Source organism: Paraglaciecola algarum (genome assembly GCF_021532655.1).
GTDB classification, from domain to species: domain Bacteria; phylum Pseudomonadota; class Gammaproteobacteria; order Enterobacterales; family Alteromonadaceae; genus Paraglaciecola; species Paraglaciecola algarum.
In genome coordinates this window covers 33,844-55,992 of record NZ_JAKGAS010000011.1, presented here as the reverse complement: position 1 = coordinate 55,992, position 22,149 = coordinate 33,844, and the positions used below count along the sequence as shown (strand labels likewise).

Annotated in this window: 14 protein-coding genes and 1 pseudogene; 8 read left to right on the top strand and 7 right to left on the bottom strand. The window is 39.2% G+C overall.

Features of this window, described 5'->3' with window-relative positions:
• Window positions 1–271: 271 nt before the first annotated feature.
• Window positions 272–2,527 (bottom strand): acyl-CoA dehydrogenase, encoded by a 2,256-nt coding sequence (locus tag L0668_RS17010; protein ID WP_235313920.1) that lies wholly within the window; start codon window positions 2,525–2,527, stop codon window positions 272–274.
• A gap of 350 nt (window positions 2,528–2,877) precedes the next feature.
• Between L0668_RS17010 and L0668_RS17005 the strand changes: the two genes are divergently transcribed.
• From L0668_RS17005 to L0668_RS16990, 4 genes are all read left to right on the top strand, one after another.
• A complete protein-coding gene (locus tag L0668_RS17005; RefSeq protein WP_235313919.1) occupies window positions 2,878–5,172 on the top strand; it encodes an efflux RND transporter permease subunit in 2,295 nt (764 codons plus the stop codon).
• A gap of 73 nt (window positions 5,173–5,245) precedes the next feature.
• Entirely contained in the window at window positions 5,246–6,001 is a 756-nt protein-coding gene (locus tag L0668_RS17000) for an outer membrane lipoprotein-sorting protein (protein WP_235313978.1), read from the top strand.
• Between the two features lie 49 nt (window positions 6,002–6,050).
• Window positions 6,051–7,283 (top strand): hypothetical protein, encoded by a 1,233-nt coding sequence (locus L0668_RS16995; RefSeq protein WP_235313918.1) that lies wholly within the window; start codon window positions 6,051–6,053, stop codon window positions 7,281–7,283.
• A gap of 66 nt (window positions 7,284–7,349) precedes the next feature.
• Window positions 7,350–8,222 carry an alpha/beta fold hydrolase gene (locus L0668_RS16990; RefSeq protein WP_235313917.1) on the top strand — a complete coding sequence of 291 codons (873 nt, stop codon included), beginning with the start codon at window positions 7,350–7,352 and terminating at the stop codon, window positions 8,220–8,222.
• Window positions 8,223–8,249: 27 nt separating this feature from the next.
• On the opposite strand, the gene fghA is transcribed toward L0668_RS16990, so the two are convergent.
• From fghA to L0668_RS16975, 3 genes are read right to left on the bottom strand one after another with little or no spacing between them, the layout of a single operon-like run.
• On the bottom strand, window positions 8,250–9,107 hold the full coding sequence (gene fghA, locus L0668_RS16985) for an S-formylglutathione hydrolase (protein ID WP_235313916.1): 858 nt from the start codon (window positions 9,105–9,107) through the stop codon (window positions 8,250–8,252).
• Entirely contained in the window at window positions 9,107–10,225 is a 1,119-nt protein-coding gene (locus tag L0668_RS16980) for an S-(hydroxymethyl)glutathione dehydrogenase/class III alcohol dehydrogenase (protein WP_235313915.1), read from the bottom strand. The genes fghA and L0668_RS16980 overlap by 1 nt, the downstream gene beginning before the upstream one ends.
• 58 nt (window positions 10,226–10,283) lie before the next feature.
• Window positions 10,284–10,730 carry a hypothetical protein gene (locus L0668_RS16975; RefSeq protein ID WP_235313914.1) on the bottom strand — a complete coding sequence of 149 codons (447 nt, stop codon included), beginning with the start codon at window positions 10,728–10,730 and terminating at the stop codon, window positions 10,284–10,286.
• Between the two features lie 233 nt (window positions 10,731–10,963).
• On the opposite strand from L0668_RS16975, the gene L0668_RS16970 reads away from it, so the two are divergent.
• Window positions 10,964–11,578 carry an outer membrane beta-barrel protein gene (locus tag L0668_RS16970; protein ID WP_235313913.1) on the top strand — a complete coding sequence of 205 codons (615 nt, stop codon included), beginning with the start codon at window positions 10,964–10,966 and terminating at the stop codon, window positions 11,576–11,578.
• Here the strand turns inward: L0668_RS16970 and L0668_RS16965 are convergent.
• Together L0668_RS16965 and L0668_RS16960 are read right to left on the bottom strand one after the other, a co-directional pair.
• Complete coding sequence (locus L0668_RS16965; protein ID WP_235313912.1) at window positions 11,561–12,430, bottom strand: amidohydrolase family protein; 870 nt, start codon at window positions 12,428–12,430, stop codon at window positions 11,561–11,563. The genes L0668_RS16970 and L0668_RS16965 overlap by 18 nt on opposite strands.
• A 23-nt stretch (window positions 12,431–12,453) precedes the next feature.
• Window positions 12,454–13,206: an SDR family NAD(P)-dependent oxidoreductase gene (locus L0668_RS16960; protein WP_235313911.1), complete on the bottom strand. Its 753-nt coding sequence runs from the start codon at window positions 13,204–13,206 to the stop codon at window positions 12,454–12,456.
• 233 nt (window positions 13,207–13,439) lie between these two features.
• On the opposite strand from L0668_RS16960, the gene L0668_RS16955 reads away from it, so the two are divergent.
• The 3 genes from L0668_RS16955 to L0668_RS16945 are packed head-to-tail and all read left to right on the top strand — an operon-like array spanning window position 13,440 to window position 20,029.
• Window positions 13,440–15,176 carry an autotransporter assembly complex protein TamA gene (locus L0668_RS16955; protein ID WP_235313910.1) on the top strand — a complete coding sequence of 579 codons (1,737 nt, stop codon included), beginning with the start codon at window positions 13,440–13,442 and terminating at the stop codon, window positions 15,174–15,176.
• The gene (tamB, locus tag L0668_RS16950; protein WP_235313909.1) at window positions 15,173–19,078 is read left to right on the top strand and encodes an autotransporter assembly complex protein TamB; all 3,906 of its coding nucleotides are present in this window, start codon (window positions 15,173–15,175) and stop codon (window positions 19,076–19,078) included. The genes L0668_RS16955 and tamB overlap by 4 nt, the downstream gene beginning before the upstream one ends.
• Window positions 19,079–19,093: 15 nt before the next feature.
• Complete coding sequence (locus L0668_RS16945) at window positions 19,094–20,029, top strand: AEC family transporter (protein WP_235313908.1); 936 nt, start codon at window positions 19,094–19,096, stop codon at window positions 20,027–20,029.
• Between the two features lie 449 nt (window positions 20,030–20,478).
• Here L0668_RS16945 and L0668_RS16940 read toward each other — a convergent pair.
• A pseudogene (locus tag L0668_RS16940) lies at window positions 20,479–21,804 on the bottom strand (MFS transporter).
• Window positions 21,805–22,149 lie beyond the last annotated feature (345 nt).

The following is a 22,149-nucleotide window of genomic DNA, read 5'->3' as shown; positions in this document are numbered from 1 at the left end:
TGTCCCTATAGGCGTTGCTCTAAATGGGTTTAGAATGACTAGACAAGATTCAGATCGCCTTTATATGGACAAATAGGGACAAAAACTTCTGCTCTTGACCTTATTTTGAAGTGTGTGCAGGTTCGAATTCCATCTAACATTATGAAATATAAAGCTAATATTAAATATTTCGACATTTCTTACCTCGAGTTCAGGTTAAATAATTGATGTTTAGATCAAAAAAGCCGGAATTGAATGGTATCAATTCCGGCTTTTTATTGTGCTTTATATTTTAAGCCGCGTTTTCTTTAACCGCTTCTTTTTGATTCACTAACTCTTGATTGGTATCTAATAGTTCTAAGTCAAACGTAAACTCATCGACTCTTACGGCTAATTTACGTTTGTCATTATAATCAATCACTAAAGCTACTTCTTCAGCAGTTAGTTCACCAGCTTGTTGCAGTTTACCTACTGCATGTTCAAAAGATACATAGGGCACAACTGGCGTTTTACGCAGTGCTTTTTGGATCTTTTTAAGCTGAGGCATCACTTTATGCTTGGCTAAAAATGCTTGATGGTTAATGTCGTTGCCATCACCTGATACAGGTTTTACTAAGTGTGTCAGCTCAGCCATGATAGAGCTAGCTTGCATACTTGCATTAGATAGTTCTTGTTTTAACTCATCCGAAATACTTTTTACTGAACGAGTGTAAGTATTGGTTAACAATCTCATCAAGCCACGTGCAGGCGTATTTGGGAAGTTATCAACAAAATCCACTAAGGCTTGCTCACCTTGTTGTAAACACCATTGAATGGCGTATTCAAAAAACGGTTTTGCTTCATTTCTGTTAGAAACTTTTTGTTCATAAAAACGCACAACGGCCATAGAGGCATATAGGTAACTCATAACATCACCTAAGCGAGCTGATAACATTTCTGCTTTTTTCAAATTACCGCCTAACACTAACAATGATAAATCGGCCAAAGGAGCCAATTTAGCTGAAAGGGCGTTCATGCGTTTTTCGTATTTACGTACTTCAGGTAATGCTGTCTGCGCACCGCGAGTAAAAGGTAAGTAGCTTTTGGTAAAACTACGTAGGGCATTGTTCACACTAAAAGCGACTGTTTTACCGAGTACTTTATTAAACTCAGCATCAGCCGACTTTTCTTCACTATGAATTAAATCAACCATTTCTTTTAAGTGTGGATGACAACGCATAGTACCTTGGCCAAATATCATTAAACTTCTGGTAAGGATGTTTGCCCCTTCAACAGTAATGCCAATAGGCTGCGAGATATAACCATCATAAAGAGTGTTCTGAGGGCCACGTTGAATGGCTTTACCAGCCTGTATATCCATTGCCATAGTGTTGACATCTCGGCCTAACTCGGTCAAGTGATATTTTGCGATAGCTGTCACCACCGAAGGTTTTAAGCCTAAACCTAACCCTTCTGTGGTTAATACTCGCATAGCTTCAGCTACAAAGGTTTTACCAGCCATATCGGCAAGTTTTTCTTGAATACCTTCAAAGCGGCCGATTGGTACACCAAATTGCTCACGAATAAATGCATATTCCGCAGTTGATTTAAATGAAGCTTGTGCCGATGAGGTCCCCATAGCTGGAAGTGATATGCCTCGGCCTGCACCTAAACAACTCACCAACATTTGCCAACCACGACCAATATTCTTCTGGCCGCCAATAATAAAGTCCATTGGGATGAATACATCACTTCCACGAGTGGTTCCGTTATAAAAGCGAGAGCCCATTGGATCATGGCGATTACCTAATTCTACCCCTGGGTGTGATTTAGGGATAAGTGCACAAGTAATACCCAGTTCAAGTTCAGAACCAAGTAAATTATCCGGATCGAACACCTTAAACGCCAAACCAAGAACGGTAGCGATAGGGGCTAAGGTGATATACCGTTTGTCCCAAGAAACCGATAAGCCTAATACTTCTTTTCCTTCCCACATACCTTTGGTAACTATACCTGCGTCTGGAATGGCTCCTGCGTCAGAGCCCGCTTCTGGACTGGTTAATGCGAAGCATGGAATATCTTTACCAACAGATAAGTTTGGTAGCCACTGCTCTTGCTGTTCGGGCGTGCCATAGTGCATTAATAATTCACCCGGGCCTAATGAGTTGGGTACCATTACGGTTACCGCGATAGCACCACTTTTGGCAGCAATCGTTGCCACAATTGTTGAATTTGCATAAGCAGAAAACTCTAATCCTCCGAACTTTTTAGGAATAATTAGCGCAAAGAATTTATTGATGGACAAATAGTCCAATATTTCTTTCGGGATGTGTTTGCTATTTTGTATCTCGAATCCATCAATCATACCAAGCAAGTCAGCCAAAGGGCCATCCATAAAAGCTTGTTCGTCTTTACTCAGCGTAGCAGCAGGGATTGCTCTTAATGCATGCATATCTGGCTTGCCACGATAAATGGAAGATTCTAACCAAACATCACCAGCTTCTAGTGCTTCTTGTTCAGTTATTGAAATAGGGGGTAATACTTTTTTAAGGCTTGTTCTAATACTCATGTTTCTCATCCGCTCATCTGACCAGTTGGTTTATATAATACTGATTTTTTCGATAAGGTCAAAACTCTTTAATGGTTTTGTTAATGAAATGTTGTGTAAATATGTGATGAAATTGATTAAAGTTAATACATTTCAATAAGATAAAGCTTAAAATACACTTAGGTTGTTTTTTGACCAAACAGCTGTGGTTTTATTAATTTACTGCCACAAATTAGAGAATATTTATCTGTATGTATAGATGCAGTGCATATTATTTACCAGTTATTAAGTATAAACTGAGGCTGGCTATTAAAGCTTTAAGCTACAAATTGAAGATTATTTCAAAATAACAAAAACAACAGGAGTACAAAGTGAATACTACTTGGCTGAGCCTGTCTGTAAATCGTCCAAAAATAGTGTTATGTATTGGTTTTTTATTAATATTTGTGGCTGCTTTCGGTGCTAAAAATCTTTATTTTCGCGGTGACTATAAGGTATTTTTCGAAGAAGATAACCCGCAAAGGCTAGCTTTCGAATCCATGCAGGCTCACTTCAGTAAAAATGATGGAGTGAGTATTATTATTGCCCCTCATTCGGGAAAAGTGTTTTCAGTTCAAACTTTATCTCTCATTCAGGAGCTAACAGAGGCAGCTGAACAAACTCCGTATAGCAGTCGAATTGATTCACTTAGTAACTTTCAACATACTTGGGCTGAAGAAGACGACATGATTGTCGAAGATTTAGTTGAGGATGCTTCTACTCTTCTGCCTGGCGACTTAGATAAAATCCAAAAAATTGCCTTACAAGAGCCTAATTTGCTTCACCGATTAATCTCTCCCAAAGGAGATGTGGCTGTTATTAATATATCGGTGAATTTGCCAGATGGCGATCAAACCCCTGAAGTGATAAAGATTACTGATTCGGTTATGGCAATGACTGATAAGTTTAAAGCTAACTACCCTGAACATGATTTTTACCATACTGGTGTGGTGTTAATGAATTACTCGTTTTTTTCATTCGCCAGTAATGATTTTGAAAGTATCGTGCCATTGATGTTTTTGACCATAATTTTGATTATGTGGATTTTATTGAAAACACTATCGGGAACCTTAGCCACACTCCTCATTATTATTACTAGTATTGCAGCAACTATGGGGGTCGGCGGGTGGTTTGGAATGTTTTTGAGTACAGCAACCGTGAATGTACCGACTATGGTGATGACCTTGGCTGTTGCTGATTGTATCCATATTATTTCTTCTATGTTGTTTGGCATGCGAGCAGGAAAAAACAAAAAAGAAGCTTTGTTGTACAGCCTTGATTTAAACAAAATGCCAATTTTTATTACCAGTGCCACAACGAGTATAGGATTTTTAACCTTAAACTTTGCAGAAGTCCCGATCTTAGCTGATTTGGGGAATTTAACAGCGGTTGGAGTGTTGTTTGCCTGCCTATTTTCCCTAACCATATTGCCCGCTTTGATAATGTTACTGCCAATAAAAGTAAAGGCACAGGCTCCAAATAGCAGAGACCTAGGGCATATTGAGCGTTTTGGAGAATGGGTTATTCGCCATCACAAACGAATATTGCCTTTCACTTTAATCATTACCGTTTTGGCCGTTGTCTTTTCTTTTAAAAACAACCTCGACGATGTTCCCACTGATTATTTTCATGAAAGCACTCAATTCAGGCAAGCCACTGAGTTTCAAGAGCAACATGTGAGTGGCATGACAAGCATGGATTTCGCTATTTACACAGGGGAGGACTCGGGCGTTAATCAACCACATAACTTAAAGGTCATTGAAGATTTTAGTATTTGGTTAAGACAACAACCAGAGATTGATCATGTATCTACTGTCACAGATACATACAAAAGATTAAACAAAAACATGCATGCAGATGATCTCAGTTATTACAAGTTACCAAACGATAGAGAAACTGCCGCTCAGTTTATGCTGCTTTATGAAATGTCGTTACCTTATGGGTTGGACCTAAATAATCATTTAGATATGAAAAAATCAGCAACACGAATTATGACTATGGTCAAAAATATGGGCAGTAAAGAGTTGGTTGAACTAGAGTTGCGAGCACAGACTTGGTTTAGTCAAAATGCCCCAAACTTACAACTAAGTGCTGCTAGTCCTGGTTTAATGTTTGCCCACATCAGTGAGATCAATATGGCAAGTATGCTCAAAGGGACAGTGGTGGCATTACTATTAATTTCTGGCTTGCTAATTTTCGCATTGAAGTCTTTTAAATTGGGTGCAATAAGTTTGTTACCAAATTTGCTACCGGCTTGCATTGGATTTGGAATTTGGGGCATATATTCAGGGCAAGTGAATTTAGGCTTGTCTATAGTATTAAGTATGACACTAGGTATTATTGTTGACGACACTGTGCACTTTTTAAGTAAATATCGGCATGCTCGTATTAATGGCTGTGATGCTCAGGAAAGTGTGCGGTATGCGTTTGCAAGTGTTGGCCGAGCATTGTGGATAACGACTTTAGTACTTGCCACTGGATTTTCTATTCTGATGCTGTCACCATTTGCACTAAACTCAGAAATGGGCATGTTAACCGGAATTATAATTTTGGTCGCTTTAGCCGTTGATTTCCTATTTTTACCGCCATTTTTAATGGTGTTTGATAAAAAAACTAAGCAGGAATAATTTAATGAAACTAGCACACTCAATGATTCACAAGTTACCTAAATTGGGTTTTAAACTCTTCATTACTACAATTATGTTTGTCATTACTTTGGGCCTTGCCCATGGACAAACTGCTCAAGAAAAAGGTTTGGCTATTGCTAAAGAGCGTAAAGCACGAGACTTAGGATGGGGTGATAGTGTTGCCGAGATGAGTATGATTTTACGTAATGCTAATGGTGATGAAGCAGAGCGAAAGATGCGCATGAAGTCTCTAGAAATAAAAGATGATGGCGACAAAGGTTTAACTATTTTTGATCAACCTTTAGATGTTAAAGGCACTGCGTTTTTGAATTTTTCTCACGCGCTTAAGCCTGATGACCAATGGATGTATTTACCCAAATTAAGCAAAGTAAAACGTATACGTTCAAAAAATAAATCGGGGCCGTTTATGGGCAGCGAATTTTCATATGAAGATATGAGCTCATTTGAATTGGAAAAATTTAAATTTAAATATTTGAAAGACGATAAATTTGAAGGACAAAACTGTTTTGTTATTGAGCAAGTGCCAACGGATAAAAACTCTGGCTACTCTAAACAATTGGTTTGGGTTGATAAAAAGCATTATCGCGCCTTAAAAGTAGAATTTTACGATCGGAAAAACAGCTTTTTAAAAGAGTTGCTTAACTTGGAGTTTGAATTGTATTTAGACAAATATTGGCGTCCAATGCGGGTTGAAATGTTTAACGAACAGACTAGTAAAAGTACCGATTTAGTTACCCATAGTATTGAGTTTAAAACAGGTCTAAACGACAACGACTTTAATCAAGGTAGTTTAAAAAATCTTCGTTGAAAATTATAAAATAATGCAAGATATGAATTTGGTAATAAAAGGACATAAATTGAAAAAATTAATTTCTCTGCTAGCTGTTGTGCCCTGTTTGGTATTCGCTGAGGTTAAATATAGCGGCAATGCAGGGGTTGAGCAGCGGTACTTTCTTCAAGAGGCACTCTATCCACAACAAGAAAGAAGCAATATTTCAGCTTATTTTTCACCGGAAGTATTTACATCTTTTAATAATGGTAGTGACAGTATTTTGTTTAAAGGTTATTTCCGAATTGACCAGCAAGATAGTGAACGCACTCATGGTGACATCAGAGAGTTTAAATGGACCCATAGCGGCGAAGAGTGGGAGGTGCAAGCAGGGATTGGTAAGGTATTTTGGGGACAAGTTGAGTCACTCCATCTAGTTGATGTGATAAATCAAACGGATGCAATAGAGGCCGTAGATGGTGAAGATAAATTAGGCCAACCTATGGTGTCTTTTTCTTTATTTAAAGATTGGGGCAATACCACGATTTTTGCTTTACCTTATTTTAGAGAAAGAACTTTCTCTGGTGTTGATGGTAGATTTCGTGGCCCAATACCTGTGGATACTGACAACCCCATTTTTGAGTCTGAAGACAAAGAACAAAATCTAGACTGGGCTGCTAGATGGCAGCGCTCAATCGGCGATTGGGAAGTGGGACTATCCTATTTTGATGGTACTTCAAGAGAGCCTACTTTTGTGGTGGCGCCTAATGTTGATGGGGATATAAGTGTAAGGCCGCTGTATCCTCAAATGCAGCAAGTGGGTATTGATGTATTGGCTCTATTGGGTGGTTGGATAGTTAAGTTTGAAGGCGTGCAGCGAAATGTTTTTGAACAAGATAACTCTGTACTTATTAACGGTGTGCCTGTCACTTTTGAGCAACAGGATTATTTTGCCGCAGTCGCTGGTTTTGAATATTCGTTTGTAGGCTTATTTGACAGTGTTTACGACATTAACTTATTGATGGAATATCAATATGATGATCGTAAAGAGTTAGCAACCAGTGTGGCTCAGAATGACCTTATGGTAGGGACTCGTTTTGTGTTAAATGATGTGGATGGCACAGAAATATTAATGGGAGTGGTGCAAGATTTAGATTACTCCAACGTCAGGTCAGGATTTATAGAGGCGTCAAGTCGTTTAAATGATCATTGGAAATGGCGAGTTGATGCATGGTTTTTCTCTAGTGATGAACCAATGGAACCGTCTCATTTAATACGCAGAGATGACTTTGCCCAGTTCAGTTTAGAGTATTATTTTTAAGTTTTTATAAAACTTAAAATGATACTCGGTTCTGTAATCTAGAATGAATAAATTTGGGCACGACTAATGAGCCGTCATTTTATTGCTAAAAAGGTTTATCTAACTACTAATATGTTAGAAGCTAAAATAGCTAGGTTGTCAAAGTACGTCATAAATATTGATAATTTGGATGTAACCTATTTAAGCAGTGTAAAATCATTTTCTGTGGATAAACCCATTTTACTTTTGTTACATGGTTTTAGCGGTGATAAGTACGTTTGGAATAGGCTAGCTAAAAACTTTAGTGCCGATTATCAATTGCTGATCCCTGATTTAAAGGGGCATGGCGAAACACAATATAGTGAGAACGATTTCTACTCCGTTCCTAGTCAATGCTCAATGTTGATTAAGCTTTTGAATAAGTTACACATTGAAACTTTTAGTGTAGTGGGAAACTCCATGGGAGGCATGATCGCTGCTAAGTTTATTGAACAAATTTCCGAGCGTATTGAGAAGTGTGTGTTAATCGATCCCGCAGGAGCTAAGTCCGAGTTCGTTATTGCTGAGGTACAAAAAGCAATTAATCCCTTCAACCATTGTACTGAACAAGATTTTTTTGACTTCTATAGTTTACTCATGGCTAAGCCCCCTTATGTACCAAAGTTTATTCTTCAAGCATTAGCTGCTGATTACATTCAAAAAAGCAAACAACATGCAATCATGTTTGAGCAGTTCTATACGCTTAAAGATTTTTTTCCTACTACGCACAGGTTTTCTTTCGACAGGACTATGTTAATTTGGGGAATGAACGATCAGCTTTTACCCATTGAAGATTACCAACAGTGGAAGGCTATGTTAAATGGCAGAACCCAGATTTATGAAGATCTAGGCCACCTGCCAATGATTGAAGACTCTAAAAGAGTCGCTGATGATATTCTAAACTTTTTACGCTCGTCTTGAATACTTACGTCTAAATATAAGCTGCCGCTACAAATACTTAGCGTGAAACCTTAGGTGCTCTTCGATCAAACTACTGATAAAAAAGTAGCTATGGTCGTAGCCTGGGTGATATCTAAACTCTGCTTTATAGCCTATCTCTTTGGCTACTTCTTCAAGAGGTTTAGTTAACTTCTGCGCATGGAAGAAGTTATCGTCTAGACCTTGGTCAACTAACATAGGTATATGTAAAAATTGACCTTGTTGACGCATTAACGCGCAACTATCGTAATCTGCCCATAGGTTTTTATCGTCACCTAAATAATGGGTAAAAGCTTTTTGTCCCCACTGGCAGTCAGTTGGATTCACAATTGGCGCAAAAGCGGATACTGAACAAAAACGCTTGATATTCGACAGGGCAATAGTAAGAGCACCGTGTCCTCCCATAGAATGTCCTGCAATAGCGGCTTTGTCTTTGACCCTAAACTCTTTAGATATCAACGAAGGTAACTCATCCACTATGTAATCGTACATTTGGTAATGATCTTTCCATGGCTCTTGTGTGGCATTAACATAAAACCCAGCGCCTAAACCTAGATCATAGGCCCCATCAGCCGCGTCAGGCACATTATCACCTCTTGGACTTGTGTCAGGCATGATTAACATGATACCCAACTCTGCAGCTATCCTTTGTGCTCCCGCTTTAGTCGCAAAATTCTCATCGGTACAAGTGAGTCCACTTAACCAATATAAAGCGGGTAGTTTAATGTCTGGCGATGTGGTTGGCGGGAAAAAAATACTAAACTGCATTTCGCAATCTAATACCTTAGATTTGTGGCTGTATCTTTTTTGCCAACCACCAAAACATTTGTTGGCACTTAGTTCGGCAAGCTCTGTTGTATTAGACATTAGAAATGCACCACAGTACGAATAGACTTACCTTCATGCATTAAATCAAACGCTGTATTAATATCCTCAAGTGGCATGGTATGAGTGATAAAAGTATCTAATTCAAATTCTCCATTCATGTAGCGTTGCACATAATCTGGCAATTGACTGCGGCCTTTCACGCCACCAAATGCAGTCCCTCGCCATACGCGGCCAGTTACAAGTTGGAAAGGTCGAGTGGATATTTCTTGACCAGAACCGGCTACACCTATAATAACCGACTCCCCCCAGCCTTTGTGGCAACACTCTAATGCTGAGCGCATAACGTTAACGTTACCAATACATTCGAAAGAATAATCAACCCCCCCTTCTGTCATTTCCACTATGACATCTTGAATGGGCCTGTCGAAATTTTTTGGATTAATCACATCTGTTGCGCCTAATTCTTTGGCGGTTTCAAATTTATCTTCATTGATATCAATGGCAATAATACGCCCAGCTTTGGCCATTTTCGCGCCAATCAACACTGACAAACCAATACCACCCAAACCAAACACCGCGACCGTATCTCCGGCTTGCACTTTCGCGGCGTTGGTTACGGCTCCCATGCCAGTGGTCACGCCACAACCTAACAAACACACTTTTTCTAGTGGCGCATCTTTAGGGATTTTAGCCAAGGCTATTTCAGGAACCACTGTATGTTCTGCAAAGGTAGAAGTGCCCATATAGTGATAAATTGGTTGACCATTAATTGAAAAACGACTAGTGCCATCAGGCATGACGCCTTTGCCTTGGGTACTTCGTATTGCTTGACACAGATTGGTTTTGCCCGATAAACAGAATTTACATTTACCACATTCAGGGGTGTAAAGCGGGATAACATGATCGCCCACTTCAACCAAACTAACACCTTCACCCACAGCTTCAACAATCCCTGCACCTTCGTGGCCTAAAATTGCTGGAAATAATCCCTCTGGATCATCTCCAGATAAGGTATACGCATCAGTATGGCAAACACCAGTGGCCACAATTCGCACTAATACTTCACCTTTTTGAGGTGGGGCTAAATCTACTTGTTCTATTTTAAGTGGCTCGCCAGCTGCCCAGGCAACTGCCGCGCGTGTTTTAATTGAATTCATAATTGTTGATCCTTTGTATTATCTAATGCCATTTTAATAAATTGGCAATATTTGTAGCCTAGAGGCAGTAACCCAATAATCTAAGGTTATCGGTTTTCCAAACAACCTTATTGATTTCGTAGCCGTTTGGGCAAAGCTGTTCTTTTATGAGTCTTTTTTTAAGGCTAGCGGCGGCTTTATCTTCTAACTCTAGTTTAGTTTGGTTATCGGCTTGTAAGTTAAATAAGTTGTGCTGCTCCGGAAGCCTATCTCTTTTTCCACCTTTTTCTCTGCCATTACCTTGTTGTTTACCACTAAACTGCTTTGTGGGTTCAGGTCTGTCTCCTAATAAAGATTCTCTTGAGGTATTGCGCCAAGAAAGTCCATAAATAAACTCAGTTTGTCCTTGTGAATTGATTCTGGATTCAAACTTTTCATCTGTCATTATGGGGGGAGGAGGGGAGATTGTGCAGCTTGATACTAATATTAATATCAAAAAGGTAAAAATAAATCGCTGGTTTAACAATTGTAGACCTTTAACTATTATTTAATAAACCTAATACTAAAGCTCGTTCACGCCTAAGGCAACAGCCACTAGCCTTATCGGAACCATTTTGAGCGATTATTTAGAACAATTATGATTTATACTTAGGCATAGAAAATACACTTTTAAAAAACGAATTAGTTTGTATAGTAGAAGTATAAATTGAACTTACTGTGTTGCAGTGGTCAGGCTAAAATTACATGGATTATAAAATAATGATTAAAAAAATAGGTTTATTATTGGCGACTAGTTTATTTGCTTTGCAAACGGCATCAGCTGAAAGAACTTATACAGTATTTTCACTGGGTTTTTCTGAGCTAGAGTATGCTCAGCAAGAAACGGATGGTATGGGGTATAAATTAGGCGTAGGTTATCAATTTCATCCGCAGTGGTATGTCGAAACGGGTTATCAGCAATTAGTCAATGAGAGTTTATTTGTTAGTGAAACTCCCAGTTCCGCTCAATTTGAAAGTGCAGAAGATAAGTTACAAGCTGATGCTCTGTATCTATCAGTATTGGGTAAAGCTTCTGGTAAGTTAGGTGAGTTATTCTATCGACTCGGTGTACTTAAAACCGATGTGAGAGGACAAGAATTATATGCAGGTGAGCGCACTTGTGACATGGGGGCCGCCACTCTAGTGTCAACAGACACTTTGGGCGTGGCTACTATTTGTGATTACGACAACAGTGGAGTCGCTGGTACATTTGGAATAGGTTTTGATTATTTTATTGGCGCACGCACTATGCTTCGCAGCGAAATTGAATATATAAAAGGCAGTGACGACTTAACCTTAACAAGCTTTTCAGTGGGTTTACGTTATAACTTTTAAACCATACCAATTTATGGCATTGGTATAAGTGATATGACGTAGACGGTCGATATCTAGGATATCGACTAACTGATTATAAACTTGCCATAACTCTTGGTAACTTTTGCTAAACAAACACAGTGGAAAGTTACTGGCCAACATCACTCTTAACTCACCAAAAACGTCTAAGCAGTCCTGTAAAACCTGTATTAGCCAAGGGATTTCCCATTTGCGATTACACATCTCCCAAGCAGATAATTTAATCCCAATGTTAGGTAAACTAGCGAGTTTTTGAATGCTTTCAAACCATTGATTATATAAACCACGGTTTGAATTGTCGGGTGGCCAGCCAGCATGATTAATTATGATTTTTAATTCAGGGTGTTGTTTTGCCAGTACTATTAATTTGGTAACTGCTTGGGTGTTATCGACCGGCATTTGTAGATCAAAACTTAAGCCGTTTTCAGCCAATAGCGCAAAATGTTTGGCAGTCAATTTTGCAGACAAAATATCGTCTGCTTGTTCGTCTAAAATGTGGCGAATACCACTCACACTTGTTCTTTGAGTGAGTCGTTTAATATTTTGTGCAAACTCTAATGAGGTTAAATCTGCAAAGGCCACTGACTTAAACGGTAAGGTGCAGTGTTTTTCTAGCCAATCAATTTCTTCATGAGGCTTTTGATTATTAAAGCCCGCTTCTATATGTACAAAGCCCGCTAATTGCATGGGGCTAGTTAGCGTTAAATCTTGTTCTGTAAAGTTGCGTTGAATGATTGATTTATCTAGCCAAAACGGTGGGTTTTGTGGCTTGAGCCAAAAATATTGCCCTTGGTTTAAATCAAATAAGTGTAAGTGGGGATCAACTATTTTCACTGAATATTAACTCAATTATTTGATTATTGTGCGGTGTAACCGCCGTCTATTACCTGCAAACTACCAGTAATAAATTTGGCTTGGTCACTGGCCAAAAAATAGGTTAATGATGCCACTTCTTCTGCTTGTCCTAATCGTCCAATAGGCTGTAAAGCAGCCTCTTCAGCATGAACTTGATTGATATCAGCGCCTGATTTTTCCACGTAATTTTGAATAGCTTGGTGGTAAAGTGGTGTTTCAATTGTACCAGGACAAATAGCGTTAGCTCTTATTTTGTATTTAGCGTAATCCAGAGCTGTGGTTTTTGCCATTGACGCCAAAGCTGACTTGGTCAAGTTATAAGCAAAAGAGTTATGTTTTGCCACCAAAGCTTGCTCTGAGGCCATATACAATATGACGCCAGATTGCTGTGCTTTCATGATGGGTAAAACAGCTTGAGTCGCGGCAATTGCTCCTTTGACATTTAAGTTAAATACCCGATCAAAGTCTTGCTCTGTGGTGTCTTCAATGGTCGCTGAAAAATGCATGCCTGCATTAGATACCAAGGTATCGATTCTGCCGTATTGATTTAATACAGTTTGAATCGTTTGTTGCACTTGAATAGATTGGCTCATATCACATTGTACCCAATGAATTGAGTCTGACTGGGCAGGGTTGTGTTTGATATCTAGGTTTATGACTTGAAAACCTTGCTCTAAAAACTTTTCACATACAGCTTGGCCTATGCCAAAACTTCCACCTGTGACTAAACATACGGGTTTATTTACTTGGGGCACTGTCCATCACTTTTTTGGTCTATTTGTTATAAGGGTAAAACATCTAATCCTATTGACCAAGTGATAAATATTGTATTATTCCCAAGGTCTGTTGAACGCACCTGTTGAACAGCCCTTATCAATACAATTTGAATATATTTTTAATGCTCAGTCGTTGAAAATTCATGGATCTAGATAAAGAGAGACCTTGCTTGTTTGTTCCCATTTCCTTAAAGATTAAAAACATTTTCCTAATGGCATTTTTGCTTTTGCCAGCATTTTATGCAAGCTCGGCCAATGTTGATATTGAAGGTATTGAGCATGCCCAAGTGTTGCAAAATATACAGGTTTTAATAGAGGCCTTGAGTGAGCCAACCGATAGAGCTGATATAGAGACCTATCAGAGTAGTTTATTGAATAAAGCTAAATTAGGCGCGCAGGTGTTTGGTTATTATCATTTACAAGCGCATATCACCCCGCCAAGTGATCCGAATTTAACGGGCGATTGGTTGATGGAAGTGGACTTGGGTGAGGTGACTAAGATCCGTTCATTGTCTATCAAAATGACAGGACAGGGGTTGCAAGATCGACAACTTCAAAATTTGTTAAGCTCTTTACCTTTGAAACAAGGTCAAGCATTTGAACACCAAGCCTATGAGAGTAGTAAAGCAAGATTACAAAGTTTGGCTTTATCTAGAGGCTACTTCGATTTTGAGTATGATGAAGCCAGTATTAAAGTGTATGAAAGTCAATATGCAGCAGACATCACTTTGCATATTAGCAGTGGACAAAGGTACAAGTTTGGGGAGTTACAATTCGGCAAAGACCTAAGAGCTCAGTCTTTAACCCAAAAGCTGGCGCCATTTAAAGCGGGTGATTTATATCAGGCTAACCAATTAGGGCTATTTAATCAGCTAATTAAACAAACCCAATATTTTCGTCAGGTAATTGTTCGGCCTTTGGTGGAGGAGGCAGAAGATTATCAAGTGCCGATTCAAGTTATTTTAACCCATAAACCTAGAGACAATTTTGACGTAGGTGTAGGTTATTCTTCGAACGAAGGGCCTAGAGTGACAGCTAAATGGCGCAGGCCTTGGGTAAATAGTCATGGGCACTCAGTTGGAGGAGAGGTATTTGTTTCAGCTCCAGAGCAATATGCATCATTTGATTACCGAGTTCCGTTAGAAGATCCCATCCAAAATTACGCCAGTTTTCAATTGGGTTATCAGGCTAAAAATAATAACGATACCCAAAGTGATACCTTGTCTATCTCGGCCACTCGCCATTGGGTATTGAAGGACTCTGACTGGCACCGTTCCGCGTTTGTTAAACTAGAACAAGAAACCTTTGTACAAGGTTTTGAACCGGAACAAACTACTCGTTTAGTTATGCCGGGTGCCACAATTAGCCGAGTACGAAGCAAAGGTGGATTAGATGTATATTGGGGGGATAAACAGTCTATCACCACAGAATTTGCTTCCGATAGTGTTTTATCTGATATCAATTTATTTCGAGTCACGGCTCAATCTAAATGGTTACGAAGTGTCGATAAGCACCGTTTTTTGATGGGTTTTCAAGTGGGGGGAATTTCCACCAGTAATTTTGAGCAAGTACCCTCTAGCCTACGTTATTTCGCTGGTGGTGATCAAAGTGTACGGGGATTTGGTTACGAAAGGCTGTCACCTTTTGAGTTAGATGAACAAGGAAATCCATTATTAGACGAAGATGGTAAACGGCGTCTAACAGGTGGCCAATATTTAGCTGTGGCCAGTGTGGAATATTCCTATCCTGTTGCAGACAAATGGCGAGCTGCTGTGTTCGTTGATGCGGGCAATGCTTCTGAAAATTTAGCCGAGGATATTGCTACTGGTGTAGGTATCGGCGCAATTTGGACATCGCCTGTGGGGCCTATCAGGTTGTACTTGGCAAAAGGAAAAAGTGACTTAGATTCAAATGTGCGTCTGCATTTTTCTATGGGGCCTGCATTATGAACACTCATCAACAACCTAGCTCAACAAGCCAAGAACAAAATCTACCAGTGAGTAAACACGGCCGCTCAAGTTTGCAAAAAGTCATACGAAATTCAATCTATAGTGTTATAGGTTTATGTTTATTAGTCATTATATTGCTGATAACTCCGTGGGGAACACAAATCGTGTTATCTGCAGCTGATTCTGCATTGGATGAGCTCGATGTCGAATATACCAGTGGTGGATTGTTCTCTGAGTTACATTTATCAACAGTGAGTTGGCAACAAACGGGTACTAACGCCAAGCTCCAAGATCTTAAGTTTGATATTTCATTAAGCTGTTTATTTTCAGGTGAAGTGTGCATTAAGTCATTGAGTATCGGTAATATTGAAGCGAATATTACGCCTACGGAAACTGCATCTGAGCCAGAACCTACAAGTTCGGGTTTGATCACTATGCCTTTACCCATTAAGGTGGACCAAATCTCATTTGGTCAATTAAATCTATCCATCAAAGATCAACTCGATCTGGTTTGGCAATCTTTACAGGCTAAATTGAGTTTTTATCGAGTATTTAAATTAGACACTTTGTCGATCCAAGGTTTGAAAGTTAAAATCTATTCAACGCCAGATGATTCTAGTTCAACTCAAACCACAGCTACCAGCCAACCCCAGCGAACCGGTGCCTTTGATTTTTCCAGCATTAAATATAAACCTATTAAGTCTTTAGTGGTTGATTTGCCAATTCATTTTAATGTGATGGATCTTGAATTACCGAATGTTGAATTAACACTGGCTGAGCAAAAAGCGATTAAATTTAATACCATTGAGCTACAAGTATCAGGTAATACAAAACAAATTAAGTTACAGCAATTATTAGTTGAGCATCAGCAAGGATATGCCAAGGTTACTGGTACTCTCAGCTTAAATGGAGATTTACAACACAAAGTTAACTTAGAGGTTAATGGTCATTTAGTGCCCAATCAGCCACTTAGTTTGATGCTGAAGTCTTCAGGTAATCTTAAAAAACTCTCTGGTGATATCAATCTATCTGGGCCTTTTGAGTTTAATTCTCGCATAGAAGCCCAAGTATCAAATGAAAAACTTCCTTTAACTGTTACTGCTAGTTGGCAAGATCTAGCTTGGCCAATTGTTCCCAATGAACAACAAATCTCATCTGTAACAGAGGCTGATCTTCAGTCGCCTGTTGGGCAAATATCCTTAACCGGCGACTTACAAAAATTGAGATTAGCTATGCAGACAAACGTTTTAGCTAAAGGGCTTCCCGATACCCAGCTTGAATTAAAAGGTGAAGCCAATTTATTCGACATCAATAAACACATAGTGATTAATAATATATTGGTTCAAACTTTAGATGGAGAAATAAATAGCCAAGGTGAATTATTGTTAAATAATAATTTGAGCTGGCGTGGTTTAACTCAGTTAGACGGTATCAAGCTTACTCAGCTTTTGCCAGACTACCCAGCTGAGTTAAATGGTGAATTAAACTTAAATGTGCAAAATCAAGCGGGGGTGTGGCAAGGTGATATTGATAAATTAGCTATCCAAGGCTCGTGGTTGGGATACCCGCTGAGCGCCAGTGGCAAGTTAGATTATCATCAAGTAAATGGACTTAATGTTCAACAATTTTTATTTACCAATGGTGATAATAAAATTGAGTTGTCTGGCAGCTTGGATCAACAAAACGCCCTTGATTTTAGTTTTGATCTGAATGCGCCGCACCTATCTCAGTCTGTGCCTGAGTTAGATGGCTCAATTACGATCCAAGGTTTGTTGAAAGGTTCAGTGGAAAAGCCAAAAATAAGTTATCAAGTGCACGCAGTTGATCTAAGTACCTCTGAACTAAAGGTGACTAACCTTGGGGGCTCAGGTGATTTAATGTTAGATCAAACCAAACCTATGGCTTTAGATCTAAAGGTAAAAAATATCGTGTTGGCGGGTCAGCAAATTGACGCTGCCAGTATTCAAATTAGCGGTAATGCTGAGTCTCACCAATTGGCGATTATTGGCACAGGTGAGCAGTTAAATCTTGATATTAAACTTGAAGGGAATCTATCTACTTCGGCTTGGAATGGAAAATGGCTGTCTGGCCAGATTAAAACTCAATATTCTGATTTGGCCTTGATGCAAGCTTTTGACATTAAAGCTAATTGGGCACAACAAGAGTATTTGGTGACGCCTCATTGTTGGCAGGACAAGCAGAGCCAACTATGTATTAAACAAGCCGAGTTTAAAAATCAAAATGCTCAATGGGACGTGTCCCTAGTTGATTATAATTGGCTAGCTGTTTTACAAAAGTTGAACCTTAATGTTCCAACAATTCAAACGTCAAGTTTATTGAATATTGCAACTAAAGGCAGTTGGCACATGCAGCACACGCCAATTGCCGATTTTAGCGTATCTTTAACCCCAGCTTTGTGGACTATTAGTGAAGAACAAAGTGTTAACTTAGACCTCCAAGCTTTTAATTTAAACGGGCAAGTTAGTAAGCAGGATATCCAAGGGGCATTTGACTTACAGGGGTCTAACATAGGTCATATTGCCCTCAATTTGCAAACTACTCAGTCCGTGTTAAAACAAGACTTTACCCAGAATATACAGGGAGACCTAGAATTAAGCGGCTTTGATTTAGCGCCTTTTAAAGCGCTGCTGCCAGAACTAGAAAAGTTACAAGGATTGATAAAAGGTCAGGCGCAGATTTCTGGAAGTTTAGATAAACCTTTAATGAATGGTGTTTTATCCCTAGAAAATGCCGCCATTAAAGGTGAAAACTTACCTATTAGTTTAAGTGAAGTGAATCAGAATATTCGTTTAAATGGAGACAACGCAGACTTTGATGGCAGTTATAAATTTGGCAAAGGATATGGTGAATTATCAGGCAAGGTAAATTGGTTGCCTAATTTAGCCGGTGAAATTTTAGTTAAAGGTGAAGATTTAGAAGTTAACTATCAAGATATGGTAAAAGCTAATATTAGCCCTGATATTAAACTAGCGTTTGCTCCTCAAGGTATAGATTTGCAAGGCCAAATATCGGTACCTTACGCTCGAGTGAAAATACGCGAATTACCACCAGGCTCGGTTTCACCCTCTAGTGATGTCATTTTAGTTGAACAACAACAAGCTAAAAATACAGCTCAGCAAAAGCTCAAAATTAATTTGTTGGTAAAAGTCGACCCAATGAAAAAGAATCAAGTGAAACTGGACGCTTATGGCTTAACCAGTGACCTACGAGGTGGACTTAAAATCACCAATAATGCCAAAGGTATGTTTGCAAATGGAGAAATGAGTTTAGTCAATGGCAGATACAGAGGTAACGGACAAAACTTAGTGATCCGCGAAGGAGATATTTCTTTTAATGGGCCATTAGATAGGCCTTACCTAAACATCGAAGCGATTCGAGACCCTCAACTGACCCAAGACGGCGTCATTGCAGGTATGCGAGTACAAGGTGAAGCGGAAAAACCCAGTGTTGAGATATTTTCGGAACCAGCCATGGAACAACAACAAAGTTTATCCTACATGTTAACCGGTCGAGGAATTGGCGAGTCGAGTGACGACAGCCAAGACACGGTGATCACCAATGCCCTGTTAGCCATAGGTTTAGGTCAAAGTGAAAACCTAGTCTCTAAAGTGGGTAATAAGTTAGGTTTTGAAGATGTTGCTTTGGATACATCTGGACAAGGTGATAATACCCAACTTTCTTTAACCGGCACCATAGCCCCAGGCTTACAATTGAGATACGGCGTTGGGGTGTTTGATTCGGTATCAGAAGTGGCGATACGATATGAATTATTACCTAAGTTATATGTTGAGGCCGTCAGTGGCTTGAGTAATGCTGTCGATTTTTACTATCAATTTAGTATTGAAGGTAGTCAAAATGAAAAGGTTCTTGAGCATGAATAAAGGCAGCCTGTAAATATGTTTGAATCATTATTTTATGCATTAGATGTCACGTTACCTATTAGCTTAATTATTATATTAGGTGCAGTGTTAAAGCGTATTGGCTGGATAACTGACGCGTTTGCTGAAACAGGCTCGCGTTTAGTATTTAACTTAACCTTACCTTGTTTGTTGTTTGTGAATGTATCCACCACTCAACTCGATGAAAATTTGCCTCTAGTTATGTTAGTGGTGGCCTGTGTTGTGGCCACACTGGCCTATATTGGTTTACATTTTATGGCTTTTTTAATGCCTAACCAAATGGCTCGAGGTGCTTTTGTCCAAGGTGCTTGCCGTGGAAACTTAGCCATAGTGGGGTTTGCTTTGTCATTAAGTGCTTTTGGCGAAGAAGCTTTGTCCGTGGCGTCTATGTACTTAGCTGTCTTAGTGTTGCCAGTTAATGTGTTTTCAATCCTAACCCTTTATTATCATCAAGCTAAAAGCCCATCATTACGCACTATAGGATGGAATGTGTTATCAAACCCTTTGGCAATAGCTATCATGCTAGCGTTAATAGTGGCTCTTTTACAAATTCAAGTTCCGGCCCTTATCATGAAAACCGGGGACTATTTAGCCAGAATGACTTTACCTTTAGCGCTGTTGTGTGTGGGTGCATCTATTCGCTGGTATGAGTTTAAAGTATCAAGACTGTTATATTTAGCCATGAGTTTTAAACTGGTTTTATTACCCGCTGTTGCCGTTGCGATTGGCTATTTATGGGGCTTAACTGGCACTGAACTAGGAGTGTTATTTATGATGATGGCAGCCCCCACTGCCGCTGCTGCTTATCCTATGGTCAGAAGCATAGGGGGAGATTACCACTTAACTGCTGCTATCATAGCCGGCAGTACCTTGTTTTCGATGTTTACCTCAACACTAGGCTTGTTTGTTTTACGTTATATGCAGTGGGTGTAAAGGCATGTGCTTCGCTCACAGGGCATTCACTGCGTTCACCTATGCGCTGCGCTTACTTTTATTCACTACGTTCACAGTCATCCTGACTAATTTTCAAGCCGCATCCATGCGGCTCGATTTACTTTTTGCCAACAGCTGCAAAAAGTAAACAAAAAGAGCCGCGCTCCAACCAAGTTCTAATGCCTGCGCGCCCCGTCAAATAGAGGTCGCAATGATCTGTTCCCTACAGGCATTGCTCAAATTACATCCTTGTAATTTGTCCTCTAGTTGCCAGCGTTGCTCGGCGAACTTGGATTCGCGGAAAAATCAAAAGCATCAGCGTTACCGACAAAGATAGTTAAGGCGGGTGTCTATGTAACACCTTGATCATTTAAAATACGAATGGCTTTACTCATTACGTGATGGTTGGATTGTGTTGTGGGGGCTGGAAGATACATCAGGCTGCCCGATTAGGCTTTCCTTGGTGCCACATCTTCGTGATTAAACAAATAACTTCTTATGCTTGAATTTAAACTCGTTGTTATTGTTAGTAAAGCGATACTTAAAGAGCAAACGCCAAAAATCAACTGAGTGTTATTATTAGTGACAGCTCCTAAACCACCACCAATTAACAGCCCTAAAGGTAGTAAACTACTCGATATAGTCATTAAAAGACTCATAACTCGGCCACGAAACTCTGTTGGTGTTTTTTTTTGAAATAATGTTGTTGTCTGTAAATTAAAAATTCCTAAACTTAATCCCGAAATAAACAAACCAATCAATGCTATTTGGGGGGATATAGTCTGGCTAAATAACATTAAGCTACATGAAAATAAAAGCAGAGAAAAAAACACCACCATAGTTCTGCGACTCCCTCTTGCATTAATAGTTGCAGATAGCCAGTATCCCAAAATACTACCAAGTGCCATTACAGCAAGCAAAAATCCATACCAGTGAACCTCTTCGAGTAATTGCCCCGTAACATAAAAAGGTAAAAGGAGCATAACTGGTGCAATGAAAAAATTTATCGATGATGCGAGTATCATTGTTTGTAGCATGCCTTTGCAACTGCTCACATAACTTAACCCGTCCATTAAATCAGCTTTATGCTGTTTATACTTATTAGCAATACCGCTTATTTTTTTACATTCTTTTGCATGATGTTTGATAAATGATTCACTAAAAGCAGATATAAAATATGAAATAGCATCAAGTAAAAGTAAGATTGGTGCACCTTAAACTCGGTAAAGAATACCTCCCAGGGCCTGACCAATTATTGTTGTACACTGTGAAGTTGACTGAAAAAAAGCAATAGTTTTAGAGAGCTTGTCATTTGTAACTAAATCAGGAATGAAAGCATCTACAGCGGGTTGAAAAAAAGCTCTTGATATTCCATTGGTAATTGAAACTGCGGCAAACAGCATAACGATAAGAAGCTGATTGCCATATTCACCGAAAATCATTACCGATAGAAAAAGCACTGAGAATCCTCGAATAAGATCTGTAACTATGAGAATGTTTTTTCGGAAGAATTGGTCTGCAATTACACCGGCAATTGGTCCAAATAAAACACTGGGTAATATAGACAATGTTAATATCAGGCTCATTAATAATGATGAGCCTGTATTTTCCATAAGCCAAAACATCATTGCAATTGTATAGGCTTGCATTCCTAATTGACTTATTAGTTGTCCCTGCCACAAGAGAAATATATTTTTATTCAAAAGGAAGCCTTTAAAGTGCGGTACATACTGAAATCTTAATCTCTTACAAAATGAGGTGTTTAAACATGGCATTTTGTAGCATATGAACATCCAATGTTTTTAACATACTTCCTATGTCTTTGTATAGGTTGGTTTTCTTACCTTTACCGGAAAACACTTTTGATGATATGGGATTTTTTTGTGTAGTGGCGAAGCCATGCTTTTGATTTTACCGTGACTGAAACTTTCCCTAAAAATTTCTATCCTTGTCGAATATCCAGATATGGACATCTGCGACAAGGGCATCTTTCATAGCAGGATGCGCCTTATGCCCGTTTCGACATTGAAGGATAGGTACTTTTAGATAAGGAAAGTTTGTGGAGCAAGAGACGTTTTATGAAATGCATCCTTGCATTTCACCCTTCGGGTCATCCTAAG